This is a genomic window from Streptomyces krungchingensis, from assembly GCF_054729265.1.
In genome coordinates this window covers 5,485,584-5,499,967 of record NZ_JBPUKY010000001.1, presented here as the reverse complement: position 1 = coordinate 5,499,967, position 14,384 = coordinate 5,485,584, and the positions used below count along the sequence as shown (strand labels likewise).

General features: G+C 68.3%; 14 protein-coding genes. 8 read left to right on the top strand and 6 right to left on the bottom strand.

What is annotated here, in order from left to right; all coding sequences use genetic code 11:
- Positions 1-16 precede the first annotated feature (16 nt).
- The 8 genes from rnpA (at position 17) to ACSYGO_RS24170 (ending at position 6,862) form a co-directional block, all read left to right on the top strand.
- Positions 17-388 carry a ribonuclease P protein component gene (gene rnpA, locus ACSYGO_RS24205; protein WP_359489000.1) on the top strand — a complete coding sequence of 124 codons (372 nt, stop codon included), beginning with the start codon at positions 17-19 and terminating at the stop codon, positions 386-388.
- Positions 385-750: a membrane protein insertion efficiency factor YidD gene (yidD, locus tag ACSYGO_RS24200; protein ID WP_345640202.1), complete on the top strand. Its 366-nt coding sequence runs from the start codon at positions 385-387 to the stop codon at positions 748-750. The genes rnpA and yidD overlap by 4 nt, the downstream gene beginning before the upstream one ends.
- Positions 751-753: 3 nt before the next feature.
- The gene (yidC, locus tag ACSYGO_RS24195; protein WP_426677072.1) at positions 754-2,040 is read left to right on the top strand and encodes a membrane protein insertase YidC; all 1,287 of its coding nucleotides are present in this window, start codon (positions 754-756) and stop codon (positions 2,038-2,040) included.
- A 15-nt stretch (positions 2,041-2,055) separates the two neighbouring features.
- Positions 2,056-2,565, top strand: coding sequence for a Jag family protein (locus tag ACSYGO_RS24190; RefSeq protein WP_095935442.1), 510 nt, complete (start codon positions 2,056-2,058; stop codon positions 2,563-2,565).
- Positions 2,566-2,683: 118 nt separating this feature from the next.
- Entirely contained in the window at positions 2,684-3,400 is a 717-nt protein-coding gene (gene rsmG, locus ACSYGO_RS24185) for a 16S rRNA (guanine(527)-N(7))-methyltransferase RsmG (RefSeq protein ID WP_426677073.1), read from the top strand.
- A 334-nt stretch (positions 3,401-3,734) separates the two neighbouring features.
- Positions 3,735-4,808: a ParA family protein gene (locus ACSYGO_RS24180; RefSeq protein WP_078629360.1), complete on the top strand. Its 1,074-nt coding sequence runs from the start codon at positions 3,735-3,737 to the stop codon at positions 4,806-4,808.
- On the top strand, positions 4,805-5,899 hold the full coding sequence (locus ACSYGO_RS24175; RefSeq protein ID WP_460387608.1) for a ParB/RepB/Spo0J family partition protein: 1,095 nt from the start codon (positions 4,805-4,807) through the stop codon (positions 5,897-5,899). Before ACSYGO_RS24180 ends, ACSYGO_RS24175 begins: the two co-directional genes overlap by 4 nt.
- Before the next feature lie 345 nt (positions 5,900-6,244).
- The gene (locus ACSYGO_RS24170; protein WP_435222608.1) at positions 6,245-6,862 is read left to right on the top strand and encodes a GNAT family N-acetyltransferase; all 618 of its coding nucleotides are present in this window, start codon (positions 6,245-6,247) and stop codon (positions 6,860-6,862) included.
- A gap of 130 nt (positions 6,863-6,992) precedes the next feature.
- Here ACSYGO_RS24170 and trxA read toward each other — a convergent pair whose 3' ends face one another.
- From trxA to murJ, 6 genes are all read right to left on the bottom strand, one after another.
- Positions 6,993-7,325: a thioredoxin gene (gene trxA / locus ACSYGO_RS24165; RefSeq protein WP_028804102.1), complete on the bottom strand. Its 333-nt coding sequence runs from the start codon at positions 7,323-7,325 to the stop codon at positions 6,993-6,995.
- Positions 7,326-7,367: 42 nt separating this feature from the next.
- On the bottom strand, positions 7,368-8,333 hold the full coding sequence (gene trxB, locus ACSYGO_RS24160; protein WP_426677075.1) for a thioredoxin-disulfide reductase: 966 nt from the start codon (positions 8,331-8,333) through the stop codon (positions 7,368-7,370).
- Between the two features lie 182 nt (positions 8,334-8,515).
- Positions 8,516-9,508, bottom strand: a complete 993-nt coding sequence (locus tag ACSYGO_RS24155) for a hypothetical protein (protein WP_460387606.1) — start codon at positions 9,506-9,508, stop codon at positions 8,516-8,518.
- Positions 9,505-10,233 carry an RNA polymerase sigma factor SigM gene (gene sigM, locus ACSYGO_RS24150; RefSeq protein WP_095935436.1) on the bottom strand — a complete coding sequence of 243 codons (729 nt, stop codon included), beginning with the start codon at positions 10,231-10,233 and terminating at the stop codon, positions 9,505-9,507. Before sigM ends, ACSYGO_RS24155 begins: the two co-directional genes overlap by 4 nt.
- 28 nt (positions 10,234-10,261) lie before the next feature.
- Positions 10,262-11,983, bottom strand: a complete 1,722-nt coding sequence (locus ACSYGO_RS24145) for a protein kinase family protein (protein WP_432172854.1) — start codon at positions 11,981-11,983, stop codon at positions 10,262-10,264.
- A 118-nt stretch (positions 11,984-12,101) separates the two neighbouring features.
- On the bottom strand, positions 12,102-14,357 hold the full coding sequence (gene murJ / locus ACSYGO_RS24140; RefSeq protein ID WP_432172853.1) for a murein biosynthesis integral membrane protein MurJ: 2,256 nt from the start codon (positions 14,355-14,357) through the stop codon (positions 12,102-12,104).
- Between the last annotated feature and the right edge of the window lie 27 nt (positions 14,358-14,384).

Sequence of the window (14,384 nt, the reverse complement as noted above, 5' to 3'; positions counted from 1 at the left end):
CACAGGTCATGATGTCGTGCTGCCTACCGAGCATCGGCTGAGGCGGCGCGAAGACTTCGCGACCGCGGTACGCCGAGGACGTCGGGCCGGACGCCCGCTTCTCGTCGTCCATCTACGTAGCGGTGCAACGGACCCGCACGCGCCAGGGGAGAGCGCTCCCCCGACGCGTGCGGGTTTCGTCGTGAGCAAAGCCGTGGGTGGAGCCGTCGTACGCAACACGGTGAAGCGCAGGCTTCGCCATCTGATGCGTGACCGAGTCGCCCTGTTGCCCCCCGGTAGCCTGGTAGTCGTACGAGCGCTGCCCGGTGCGGGCGACGCCGACCATGAACAGCTGGCCCGAGACCTGGATGCCGCCCTTCAGCGGCTGCTGGGAGGGGGCGCGCGATGAAGTACCCGCTGCTGGCACTGATCAAGCTGTACCAGTGGACGATCAGTCCGTTGCTGGGGCCGGTGTGCAAGTACTACCCGTCGTGTTCCCACTACGGCTACCAGGCCATCGATCGGCACGGTGCGATCAAGGGAACGGCACTCACCGCCTGGCGCATCCTCCGGTGCAATCCGTGGTCGCTGGGCGGTGTGGACCATGTTCCGCCGCGCAAGCGCCCGCGGTGGCACGAAATGCTGCGTAACGCCTGGCGTGCACGCAAGGGCGGGAACTCCGCCGCCGAACCGGCCACCGAGGGGCCTGGTAGGTCCGACCACCCCTCAAGCCCGGCCGCCGAGACCCCGTCCCATGCTCAAGGAGCCTGATTAGTGGACACGATTGCCAGTCTCTTCAGCTTCATCACGACACCCGTTTCTTGGGTCATCGTCCAGTTCCACTCCGTGTACGGGAAGATCTTCGGTCCCGACACGGGCTGGGCCTGGGGCCTGTCCATCGTGTCCCTGGTGATCCTGATCCGTATCTGCCTGATCCCGCTCTTCGTGAAGCAGATCAAGGCCACTCGGGCGATGCAGACGCTGCAGCCCGAGATGAAGAAGATCCAGGAGCGCTACAAGAACGACAAGCAGCGCCAGTCCGAAGAGATGATGAAGATGTACAAGGAGGCGGGCACCAACCCGCTCTCCTCGTGCCTTCCGATCTTGGCGCAGTCGCCCTTCTTCTTCGCCCTGTACCACGTGCTCAACGGCATCGCGACGGGCAAGACGATCGGCGTCATCGACGATCCGCTGCTCGCCAGCGCCCGTAAGGCGCACATCTTCGGAGCCCCGCTCGCGGCGAAGTTCACCGACAGCGCCGACAAGGTCGCCCAGCTCGGCGCCTCGCTGACCGACGTCCGCGTCGTCACCGCGATCATGATCGTCCTGATGTCGGCGTCGCAGTTCTACACGCAGCGCCAGCTGATGACGAAGAACGTCGACACCACGGTGAAGACGCCGTTCATGCAGCAGCAGAAGATGCTGATGTACGTCTTCCCGGTCATGTTCGCCGTCTTCGGTATCAACTTCCCGGTCGGTGTCCTCGTCTACTGGCTGACCACCAACGTGTGGACCATGGGCCAGCAGATGTACGTGATCCACAACAACCCGACCCCGGGTTCCAAGGCTCAGGCCGCTTACCTGGAGCGTCTGACCAAGCACGTCACGCACCACGGCAAGACCCGCAGCCGGGGCGAGCGCGCCATCGTCAAGGCGATCGTCGCCAAGGGCCGCGATCGCAACGAGTTCGAGCGCAAGTTCATCAACAGCCTCACCAAGGTGGGCCTGGCCGCTGCGGCCGATGGCACCGTGGCGAAGAGTGATGTCGCCGTCGTCACCGAGACGGAGGACGGCACCCCGGTGACCGGCGCCGCTCCCAAGCGCCAGCAGCCGAAGCGGCAGTCCAAGTCGCAGCGTCAGTCCCAGTCGGGCACCGCCAAGGCGGCCGACGAGACCGAGCCGAAGACCTCGCTGAGCAAGTCCGATGAGCCGGAGGACGCCAAGCCCTCCCCCGCCAAGCCGGCCGGTGGCGGCAACAAGCCCGGCGCCGGTACCCGCAGCAAGGCCCAGTCCGGACAGCGCAAGGGTCCTCAGCGGCCCAAGTCCCCGTCCAAGAAGTAAGAAGGAGTCCATCCCGTGACGGAAGGCACCACCTCCGCCGCCACCGAGGGCGACACCCTGACCCGCCTGGAGCAGGAAGGCGAGATCGCGGCGGACTACCTCGAAGGTCTGCTCGACATCGCCGATCTCGACGGTGACATCGACATGGACGTCGAGGCCGACCGCGCCGCTGTCTCGATCATCAGCGACGCGGGGAGCCGTGACCTGCAGAAGCTGGTCGGCCGTGACGGTGAGGTGCTGGAGGCGCTCCAGGAGCTCACTCGCCTGGCAGTGCACCGGGAGACCGGGGACCGCAGCCGCCTGATGCTGGACATCGCGGGCTACCGGGCCAAGAAGCGCGAGGAGCTCTCCGAGCTGGGCGCCAAGGCCGCGGCCGAGGTCAAGAGCTCGGGCGAGCCCGTGAAGCTGAAGCCGATGACGCCCTTCGAGCGCAAGGTGGTGCACGACGCGGTCAAGGCCGCGGGGCTGCGCAGCGAGTCCGAGGGCGAGGAGCCTCAGCGCTTCGTCGTCGTGCTTCCCGCCTGATCGGTACGTACGTTCCATCGGCCCCGTCTGTTGCGCAGACGGGGCCGAATTTTGTCAGCCTGATAGTCCTGGAGACAGCGCCCAGTGCGCTCATGCGGTACGGAAGGACGGTCCCCCCGTGACGGAGGCAGCGGAGCTTCCCCCTGCGCCCGAGCAGGCGCGTGAGGTTTTCGGTGATCGCTTCGCGGACGCGGTGCGGTACGCGGAGCTCTTGGCCGAGGCGGGAGTGAAGCGGGGTCTGATCGGCCCGCGTGAAGTGCCCCGGCTCTGGGAGCGGCACCTGCTGAACTGTGCGGTGCTCTCCGAGGTCGTTCCCGAGGGCGTGACGGTGTGCGACGTGGGCTCGGGTGCCGGACTGCCGGGCATTCCGCTGGCGCTCGTCCGTGAGGACCTCAAGATCACGCTGCTCGAGCCGTTGCTGCGGCGCACCAACTTCCTCACCGAGGTCGTGGAGCTCCTCGGCCTCGATCATGTGACCGTCGTCCGTGGACGGGCCGAGGAGGTCATGGGCAAGCTGCCTCCGGTCCACGTGGTGACCGCCCGTGCCGTGGCGCCTCTGGACCGCCTGGCCACGTGGGGGATCCCTCTGCTGCGCCCCTACGGCGAGATGCTCGCCCTCAAGGGCGACACCGCGGAGGAGGAGCTGAAGAGCGCTGCCACGGCCCTGAGCAAGCTCGGTGCCGTGGAGACATCCGTTCTCCACGTCGGGGACGGGGTGGTCGACCCGCTCTCCACCGTCGTGCGTGTGGAGGTCGGCGAGAGCCCGGGTGGTGTGCGCTTCGCCGCCAAGCGGGCCAAGGCCGCCCGCACCGGTCGGGTTCGGCGTCGACGCTGACCTCCTGAGAAGGCCTCGAACTCCCGGTTCCGCTGTGCGGGGCCGGGAGTTCTTCGTCACTCCACCCGATCAGGTCGGGTGGCTGTCCGTACTCCACACAAGCCTCCAAACCTACGCATCTCGGAGTGTCGCGCGGTGATGGCCTGAGCGGCTATGCATCGTGTTTCACGTGAAACGTCGCTCACTGTTGCACGGAATCATCAGCCGCGGCCGTGCTGCGGCCGAACCCCGCGACCGAAAGCCTCTCGGTTCACTCGGAGAGGGTGCGGAGTTGTCCACAGAGGTGGATTTCTCCACAGAACAACGGGCCTCGCTGGTTCACGACCCCGAAGGCATGGGAGGCTCTGTTCATTGCGAGCCTGAAGTCGAGGAGAGTGAATCCTTGCGGTCCGACGCCAACATCGCGGGACCGATGACCGATCCGGTCCCCGGTCCCCGTACCGAGTCGATGGGGGAGGATGTTTCACGTGAAACACCGCCCCCGATGGACGACACTCCCATCGGTCGTGCTGCCCAACTTGCGGTGGAGGCGCTAGGTCGCGCCGGCGAGGGTCTGCCACGACCCGAGCAGACCCGGGTCATGGTGGTCGCCAACCAGAAGGGTGGGGTGGGCAAGACCACGACCACGGTCAACCTTGCCGCTTCGCTGGCGCTGCACGGTGGTCGTGTCCTGGTGATCGACCTCGACCCTCAGGGCAATGCCTCCACAGCGCTGGGCATCGACCATCACGCCGAAGTCCCGTCCATCTACGACGTGCTGATCGACAGCAAGCCGCTCTCGGAAGTCGTCCAGCCCGTCCCGGACGTCGAAGGTCTCTTCTGTGCTCCCGCCACGATCGATCTCGCCGGTGCGGAGATCGAGCTGGTGTCCCTGGTGGCACGGGAGAGCCGGCTGGAGCGAGCGATCCAGGCGTACGAGCAGCCGTTGGACTACATCCTCATCGACTGCCCGCCGTCGCTCGGCCTGCTCACGGTCAACGCGCTCGTCGCCGGTGCGGAGGTGCTCATCCCCATCCAGTGCGAGTACTACGCGCTGGAGGGGTTGGGGCAGCTCCTGCGCAACGTGGACCTGGTGCGGGGACATCTCAACCCCGCTCTCCATGTCTCGACGATCCTGCTCACCATGTACGACGGCCGGACGCGTCTCGCGTCGCAGGTCGCGGACGAGGTGCGGAACCACTTCGGCGACGAGGTGCTGCGGACAAGCATTCCGCGCTCGGTCCGTATCTCCGAGGCCCCGAGCTACGGGCAGACCGTCCTGACTTACGATCCGGGTTCCAGCGGTGCTCTCTCGTATCTTGAGGCCGCACGGGAAATCGCCCTCCGCGGTGTCGGAGTGGCGTACGACGCGCAACACGCACACGCGGGTGCGCAGAACGATCAGAACACGGTGGAGGGGATCCAGTGAGTGAGCGACGACGGGGGCTGGGGCGGGGCCTCGGCGCACTGATCCCTGCGGCTCCGACAGGGGAGAGGCCGGCGCCTCCGGCGAGTGGGACACCCACCTCGCCGGCGGCCGCGCCTGTCCTCACGGCGGAGCGCGGGGTGGCTGCGGCGAAGGTGGCCACGCTGCCGCCTGTTTCACATGAAACGGAGGAGCCGGCGGAGGTCGCGTCCTTCGAGATGCCTTCGGAGCCCGTCGGCGCGCATTTCGCCGAGCTGCCGCTCGACTTCATCACTCCCAACCCGCGTCAGCCACGTGAGGTCTTCGACGAGGACGCCCTCGCCGAGTTGGTTACCTCCATCAAGGAGGTCGGGCTCCTCCAGCCCGTCGTCGTGCGTCAGCTGGGTCCGGCCCGCTACGAGCTCATCATGGGCGAGCGGCGCTGGAGGGCCTGCCGTGAGGCGGGACTGGAGGCCATTCCGGCGATCGTCCGGGCCACGGACGACGAGAAGCTCCTCCTGGACGCGCTGCTGGAGAACCTCCACCGCGCTCAGCTGAACCCTCTGGAGGAGGCGGCCGCCTACGACCAGCTCCTCAAGGACTTCAACTGCACGCACGACCAGCTGGCGGACCGCATCGGACGGTCCCGTCCGCAGGTCTCCAACACCCTGCGTCTGCTGAAGCTCCCCCCGGCGGTCCAGCGCCGCGTCGCAGCGGGTGTCCTCTCCGCGGGTCACGCACGGGCCCTGCTCTCCGTGGAGGACTCTGAGGAGCAGGACAGGCTCGCCCACCGCATCGTGGCCGAGGGACTCTCGGTGCGGGCGGTCGAGGAGATCGTGACGCTCATGGGTTCCCGCCCGCAGAGCGCGCCGCGCTCCAAGGGACCCCGAGCCGGCGGTCGCGTCTCTCCGGCTCTGAGTGACCTGGCGACGCGCCTCTCGGATCGCTTCGAGACGCGAGTGAAGGTCGACCTGGGGCAGAAGAAGGGAAAGATCACCGTCGAGTTCGCATCGATGGACGATCTTGAGCGCATCCTCGGCAGCCTGGCGCCCGGCGAGGGTCCCGTCCTGCAGAAGAGCCTGCTGGACGACGACTCCGACGACTCGGAGGCCTGAGCCGGCCGAGTAGCCGCGCGGCCGCTCGACGGCACGTTGTGCCGTCGGCCCGACCAGCAGAGCGGACTGTGTCCGGTGTGTACCGGAACACGGTCCGCTCTTTGCTTTCTGGCGGTATCGATGGAATCGCATCGTGGATACGATGCGATCGGGTATGGCGCATCCACCTGGCAGCACCTTCATCGGGGAGGCGGGGGCCATGCAAACCGTGAGCCGTACCGGATTGGTGACTGCGGGCCTGGGTCTAGGAGCGGTCGGCGGCTTCGTCGGCAGCCTGCTCAGGGAGCGCAGCGCCTTGACAGCCGCCCGCGATGCCGCGGGTGAAGGAAGCGAGGAACACCCTTCATGGGGCGTCGGCTGGTACCGCTCACGCTGGACAACCTCCAGGACCTTCCCAAGCGCTGCCGCACGTGTGTCTTCTGGGAACTGGACCCAGTCAGCGGAGAAGCCGCGGTAAAGGCGGGTACACCGGCACTGGAAAAGGAAGCCTGGATCTCCGCGGTCCTGCTGGACTGGGGTTCCTGCGGCCGTGTCGTCTACGTCGACGACGTGCCGGTGGGCTTCGTGCTGTACGCGCCTCCTGCTTATGTCCCCCGCTCGACGGCCTTCCCCACGAGTCCGGTCTCGCCGGACGCGGTGCAGCTGATGACCGCCTTCATCATGCCCGGCTACCAGGGGCAGGGACTCGGCCGTGTGATGGTCCAGACAGTTGCCAAGGACCTGCTGCGCCGGGGCTTCAGAGCGATCGAGGCCTTTGGAGACGCACGGTGGAAGGAGGCGGCGTGTGTGCTCCCCGCCGACCATCTGCTCTCCGTGGGATTCAAGACGGTCCGGCCGCACCCCACGTATCCGCGGCTGAGGCTGGAGCTGCGGTCGACGCTCTCGTGGAAGGAAGACGTGGAGCTGGCTCTGGACCGGCTCCTGGGGGCGGTGCAGAAAGAGCCGGCGCTCCGTCCACTGTGACGGCCGCTCCGGCACCGCTTGGTATGGGTGACGAGACCTCTGCGACGGTAAGGCGAATGGGCCAGCCCTTTCGGGCTGGCCCATTCGTGTTTCACGTGAAACATGCGCCGCTCGCCGCGGCGGACACCGACTACTCGGCGATGAACGCCTCGAGGTCGCGGACGATCGCGGCCTTCGGCTTCGCGCCAACGATGGTCTTGGCGACCTCGCCACCCTGGTAGACGTTCAGGGTCGGGATCGACATGACGCCGTACTTGGCGGCCGTGGCCGGGTTCTCGTCGATGTTGAGCTTGACGACCTCGATCTTGTCGCCGTACTCGGAGGCGATGGCCTCGAGGGACGGCGCGATCTGGCGGCACGGCCCGCACCAGGCGGCCCAGAAGTCCACCAGGACAGGCTTGTCGCTCTTGAGGACGTCCTCGTCGAAGGAAGCGTCGGTCACGTTCTTCAGGGTGCCGGCCACGGCGGGCTCCTTAACTTGTTGGTGCGGTGGGGCGGGTGAGGGTCAGACGGTGGCAGTCGCGGCAGCGGTCTCGCTGTCCGCGAGAGCGGCGAGGAAGCGCTCGGCGTCGAGAGCGGCCGAGCAGCCCGTGCCGGCGGCGGTGATGGCCTGGCGGTAGGTGTGGTCGACGACATCGCCGGCGCCGAAGACACCGGTCAAGTTCGTCCGGGTGGACGGTGCGGCGACCTTCAGGTAGCCCTCGTCGTCCAGGTCGAGCTGGCCCTTGAAGAGCTCGGTGCGAGGGTCGTGGCCGATCGCGATGAACAGACCGGTCACCGGCAGCTCGGAAGTCTCCCCGGTCTTCAGGTTGCGCAGCGTCAGGCCTTCCAGCTTCGGGTCGCCCTTGATCTCGGCCACCTCGCTGTCCCAGACGAACTTGATCTTCGGGTCGGCGAAGGCGCGCTCCTGCATCGCCTTGGAGGCGCGAAGGGAGTCCCTGCGGTGGACGATGGTCACGGACTTGGCGAAGCGGGAGAGGAAGGTCGCCTCTTCCATCGCGGTGTCTCCGCCGCCGATCACAGCAATGTCCTGGTCCTTGAAGAAGAAGCCGTCACAGGTCGCGCACCAGGAGACGCCACGACCGGAGAGTGCGTCCTCGTTGGGCAGGCCGAGCTTGCGGTGCTGGGAGCCCGTCGTGACGATGACGGCCTTGGCGCGGTGCACGGTACCGGCGGTGTCCGTGACGGTCTTGATCTCACCGTTCAGGTCGACGGCGACGACGTCGTCGGGAACCAGCTCGGCGCCGAAACGCTCGGCCTGGGCGCGCATGTTGTCCATGAGCTCCGGGCCCATGATGCCGTCCTGGAAGCCGGGGAAGTTCTCCACCTCGGTGGTGTTCATCAGCGCACCGCCTGCGGTGACGGCGCCCTCGAAGACCAGCGGCTTCAGCGACGCGCGCGCGGTGTAGAGCGCCGCCGTGTAGCCGGCCGGCCCGGAGCCGATGATGATCACGTTACGGACGTCGCTCACGGCTTGATTCCTCGTCTCTGGAGACTGCTGCGTATCCGGTGGGAGCCACTCTCAGTACTCTCACCCCACCCAACGGATCCTAAGGGGCTTCAATTCCCGCTGTGTCCGGGCACACGGAGACGTCGTACCGCACACAGATCCCATGCGGTATCCGGGGACGAGCAGGGTCGAGAGAGACGCCGTCAGGACCGGTCGTACGACTTCGTCAGAAGCAGCTTGCCCGGCGTCGCCGAGCCCTCCTTCTCACAGGCGTCGTCGACGATGTACGCCGTGACCTTCGCGCCGTCGGATGCGTCGGGTTGGACGACGAGATAGACACTCGTCCCCTTGTACGTACCCTTCTCGGCGCCGAGCACTGCTCCGGCGTTTCCGGTCCCCTGTTGCACGCAGGCGGGCACCGGCACCTTCGGTGTGATCAGGGTGTCGACTCCACCGGATTCGGTGCCTGTGCCCTGCGACTCGGCGCCCCAGGGCTTGGCGCTGCCGGACTTGGTTCCCGTGCTCTTGTTCTTGGACAGCAGGTCCGAGACCCGCTGTTCCAGCTGGTCTTCGGAGAAGGTGACCTGCGACGACGTTTCCTGCTGTGCGCGCGTTTGGGGCTCCTTGCCGGAGCCGTCGCCCCCCATGGACTGCACAAGGATTGTGCCCAGCCCGAGAGCGGCGGCGGTGAAGACGGTGCCCAGGACGACCGCCCTGCGCCGCCCGCGGCGTGCTCGGTGGGAACGACCCGGTCCGGTGGCCGCCCGCGGATGTCCGGAAGGGCGGTCGGCGGACGCGGGGGAGCCGGAGTCTCCGGCGGACGAGGGGGCGCCTGTACCGAGCGGCGTGAGAGGAGTGTCGGTGGTGGAGGGTTCGGGCGATGTTTCACGTGAAACATCGGCGTGCTCGTCCTGCGCGTGCGCCGCGTGATCAGGAGCCGTGGCGCTCAGCAACGCTTCCGCCGCGAGGGCGGCGTCGATACGGCCGGCCACGTCGTCGGGCATGCGGCCAGGACCGGGCATTGTGCCCAGCAGTCCTCGGATCTCCTCCAGCGACTCGTACACCTCGGAGCAGAGCGCGCACTCCTCGAGATGCCGTTGCACGTCCTCGGTGCGGGAAGGCGAGAGCAGACCCTCGGTGAGGTCGGAGATCTCCGCGACGTCCGGGTGCCCGGCCGTGTCCGTCGTCGATGTCACGCTCGCCCACCTCCGCCCTTCACAGCAGCTGAATCGCTTGGCCCTGCATCCTGTGGGCCCGCATCGTGCGGTCCCGCTGCCGGTGGGACGGATGTCCCCTGCGTCCGGTTCCTTCGGCCGCCCGACTTCTCGGACTCCTCGCCGCCCCCGGCCGTGCGAAGGTGGGTGAGCAGCGGGAGCAGTCTGGCTCTGCCGCGAGCACAGCGGCTCTTCACCGTGCCGGTGGGGACATCGAGGATGCGGGCGGCTTCGGCGACGGGGTAGCCCTGCATGTCCACCAGGACCAGGGCGGCGCGCTGGTCGGCCGGAAGCGTGCCCAGGGCGCCGATGAGCTCGCGATGAAGGTCATTGCGCTCGGCCGGCGCGGAAGCGGACTCGTGCGGTTCGAGCAGTTGCTCAAGACGTTCGGTGTCGTCGACCGGCGAGGTCTTCCTGGAAGCGGCCTTGCGGGCACGGTCCAGGCAGGCGTTCACCGTGATCCGATGCAGCCACGTCGTGACGGCCGACTGGCCGCGGAAGGTGTGGGCGGCCCGGTAGGCGGAGACGAGAGCGTCCTGGACCGCGTCAGCGGCTTCCTCGCGGTCTCCCAGCGTGCGCAGGGCCACTGCCCACAGCCGGTCGCGATGACGCCGTACAAGCTCACCGAAGGCGTCCGGGTCGCCCGCTACGTGGCGGGCGAGGAGATCCTGATCGCTTGCTTCGTCGTATGCGACTTCATCGGCCATCGGACCCCCTCCCCTCCCGCGACGGACGTCAGCCGGTGAATTTCACGTCCGTGATGGCTTGCTTGTAGCCCGCGGTGCTGTAGTTGGCGGAGTCGTTGCCCGAGTACGGCATCGCGGTCAGCCACACGAGTACATAGCGGCTCTTCTTCTGCTTGCCGACCGTCACCTTGGCAGAGGTGCCGTTCGTGTTCACCGAGCCGAGCTTCGTCATCGAGCTCAGTGGCGTGGACGAATCCGGTGTGTCGGTCGCGTACAGCTCGACCGTCGTGTGAGGGCCGCCGTACCGGAGCGCGAGGTCGGCGGCCGACACGCTCTGGGCGGAGCCGAGGTCGTAGACGATGCCGACGCCGGGCTTGATCAGTATTTTCGGACCCTCTTTGTAGCTGTTGGTCCGCCACCCGGTCGTCGGGCTGTTGTCGTACGTCTTGTCCACGTCGTTCGGGTGCTGGGCGTCGCCCTCGGCCACGTACTCCGTGGCGCCCTGGACGGCGATCGGCTTGGTCGGCTTGGTGTTGTCGTCGCTCTTGTCGTTGCCGTCCGTCGTGTGTGTCTGCTTGGTGTCCTCGGGCTTGCCTCCGCGGTCCATGAGCGCGTCCGCGAGCTGCCAGCTGCCGAGTCCCAGAGCGGCGATGAGCAACGCCGACACGGCCCACTTGAGCGCTGTGCCGGTACGGCTCTGCAGCGGGGGCGGCGGAGCCGGCAGCGGCTGGGTGGCACCGGGGCGGGCCGCGGGACGGCCGTACGTGCCCTGCTGGTACGTCGTGCGCTGGTACTCCGGCGGGGCGGTGAAAGCGGGCTCCGGCGGGCGGATGCGGGGCATCTCGCTGATCGCCTTCACCAGCTCCTCGGGCGTGGTGCATGGCGATTCGTGACGGGAGGCCGTCGCGCCGTCGTTGACGAGCGCGCGCATGGCCAGCTCGGAAAGCCCCCGGTGGACGCCGGCGCGCACCTGGTCCGGGGCGATGAGGCCGACGCCCTTGGGCAGCCCGGACAGGCCGTACGCGTCGTTCTCGTACGGCCAGCGCTGGGTGAGCGCGGCGTAGAGGAGCGCGCCGATCGCCTCCGTGTCCGTGCGCTGTGGAGTGTCGGAGCTGATGCCGCGCAGTGCGGCGTTCACGGCGAGCCCGCGGATGCGCCACTGGCCGGTCGACGTGCGCAGCACGGCGCCCGGCGTCAGACGCAGATGCGCGAGGCCCTCGCGGTGGGCCGCGGCCATGGCCTGGGAGACCTGGCTGACCATCTGGTAGGCGTCGTGCACCTCCAGCGGACCGGCAGCCAGGAGAGCCGTCAGCTCGGTGGCGTCCGGCAGCCACTCATGGACGACGTAGACGAGGTCGTTCTCCTCGACGGCGTCCAGGACCTGGACGAAGCGAGGATCGCCCAGCAGGGCGGACGACCGGGCCGCCGCCAGCACCGAGCGGGCCCGTGGATGATCGGCGGGCAGTAGATGCACGCCGACGGCACGGCGGAGTTTTTCGTCCACCGCACGCCAACTGCTGAAACCGTCCAGTCGGGTGACGCACTCCTCCAGGCGGTAGCGCCTGGCGAGTTTGTGGCCGCTGTGCAACTCGGGCGGTGAGGCCTTTCCGGGATTCTCGATCCCGCCGCTCCCCTGTGCCTCTTCGCTGTCCGTCTCCCGCTCCCGGTCCTGGGCCACCCCGTCGGACGTGGACTGGTCCGCCTTGGCGGTCAGCGGCTCGTCACCGCTGTTGTCTGCCACGTCGACGGCAGCCGTGCTCCGTTCCGCCACCGTCGTTCCCGCCTCCCCATCCGTTGCGCACTGTCCGACGCAGAAACCAATTGTGCCCACAGTCCGGCGCTATGCACGACACACGGCGACGGACGATGGTTGTGCGCGTACCCCCGCCTCAGCGCCCCAGGCGCCCGCGGACCATTCCGACCATTGAATTGAGTTCTTCGATGCGCATCTTGCGCGCGGCGACGTAGAAGACGCCGAGGAGGGCGACCGAACCGACCAGCAGCGCCGCGATCGATCCGATGACCCCGTCCCCGAGGGCCTCGGTGACCGCGAAGCCGATGGCACCGCCCACCACAGCGCCCGGGACGGCGGCCAGGCCGAGACGTGCGTACGTGCGCAGGACCTGGGCTCCGTCGAGGTCGCCGCCGAGGCGCTTGCGCAGCCGATGCCAGGCGACTCCGACGCCTACTGCGTAGGCCAGGCCGTAGGCGCCGGCCATGCCGACGACGGCCCATTCGGCGGGCAGGATCACGTAGCACAGGGCCGAGGCGGCGGCGTTGACCGCGGCCACGATGACCGTGTTGTAGAAGGGGGTGCGGGTGTCCTCGTACGCGTAGAAGCCGCGCAGGACGACGTACTGCACCGAGAACGGGATCAGGCCGAGGCCGAAGGCCATGAGCACGTAGCCCATCGACTGGGCGGCGTCGATGCCGCTGGAGCCGAAGAGGAGGGTGCACATCGGGATGCCCAGGGCGACGAACATGAAGGCCACGGGGACGATGGCGACGGCCGAGGTGCGCAGGCCGTGGGAGATGTCGTCCCGCACCGCGCCGGCGTCGCCGTCGTGGGCTGCGCGCGAGATCCGGGGGAGCATCGCGGCCATGACCGAGACGGTGATGATCGCCTGCGGCATGCCCCAGATCAGCTGTGCGTTCGAGTAGGCCATGATGCCCGCACCGCTCTTGCCCGAGGCCTTGCCCGCGGCGGTGGCGAGCTGGGTGACCACGAGGACGCCCGCCTGGTTGGCGAGGACGAAGAGCACGGTCCACTTGGCGAGCTTGACGGCCTTGCCGAGGCCGTGGCCCTTCCAGTCGAACCGCAGCCGGAAACGGAAGCCGGTCTCGCGCAGGTACGGCACCATCGCCAGGGCCTGCACGACCAGGCCGAGCAGGGTACCGACGCCCAGCAGACGGACTCCGTCCGCGGGGATGTTGTGGACCGACATGCCCGAGTCGCCGGACGTCCCGTAGACCCAGAGGAACAGCCCGAAGGTGGCGATCATGACGATGTTGTTGAGGACCGGGGTCCACATCATCGCGCCGAACTTCCCACGGGCATTGAGGATCTGCCCCATGACCACGTGGATGCCCATGAAGAAGATCGTGGGCAGGCAGTAGCGGGCGAAGGTGACGGCGACGTTGTTCGAGGCCGGGTCGCTGGCGACGGAGTCCGACATCAGCTGGATCAGCAGCGGCGCCGCGAAGACCACGATCGCGACGATCACACCGAGGGCGACCATGACGAGGGTCAGCAGGCGGTTGGCGTAGGCCTCACCGCCGTCCTCGTCCTCCTTCATGGATCGCACCAGCTGCGGCACGAACACGGAGTTCAGGCCGCCGCCGACGGTCAGGATGTAGATCATGGTCGGCAGCGTGTAGGCCACCGTCCACGCGTCACCGAGGGTCGCGGCGCCCAGGGCAGCCGTGATGATCATGGTTCGGACGAACCCGGTGAGCCGGGACACCAGCGTGCCCGCCGCCATCACGGCGCTGGACTTCAGCAGACCCGAGGCCCGCCCGCCGGACGTCCGCGACGCGGGTGCGGCGACGGGAGCCGCCGGTGCCGCGGCGGCAGGAGACGGTTCGGGCGCCGGTGCGGGGACACCGGGCGGGGCGGCGTACTCCCCGGCCGGAGCGGCGTACTGCGGACGGCCGCCGCCCTGCTGCTGGTCCCGGAAGAGATGGGCGAACGCGTCGGGCTCGTGGCGCTCGTCACCGGCCTGGGTGACCAGGTCGTCGACACCGACGTACTGGGTGGTGCGCGCGTCGTCGCCGTAGGGCAGGTGGCGCGTGGGGCCGGCCGGCTCGGGCGGGGGCGTCTGGGCCCACACGCGCGGGTCGGGGGCGTGCTGAGGCGTGGGGGGCTGCGCGTAGAGCGCCTGCGGCGGGTAGTACGTGCCGGGAGGCGGCGGGGGATGCGCGGCACGGTCGTAGAGCGCCTCGGTCACCGGATCCTGGGCGGAGAGGTCCTGTGCCCGGTAGGGATCCTGGTTGTAGGCGTCCTGGAAGTACATGTCGGCCGGGGGGCCCGGCTGCGTCTGGCCCTGCTCCGGCGGGGGGCCCTCGGGGTAGCCCTCGGAGTATCCGTCCGGGTAGCCCGAGCTGCCCGCGCCCTGGTCGCGGTCACCGTTGTACGGCGCGTTCATGGTTACCCCACCTCATCGTCCCCGGGC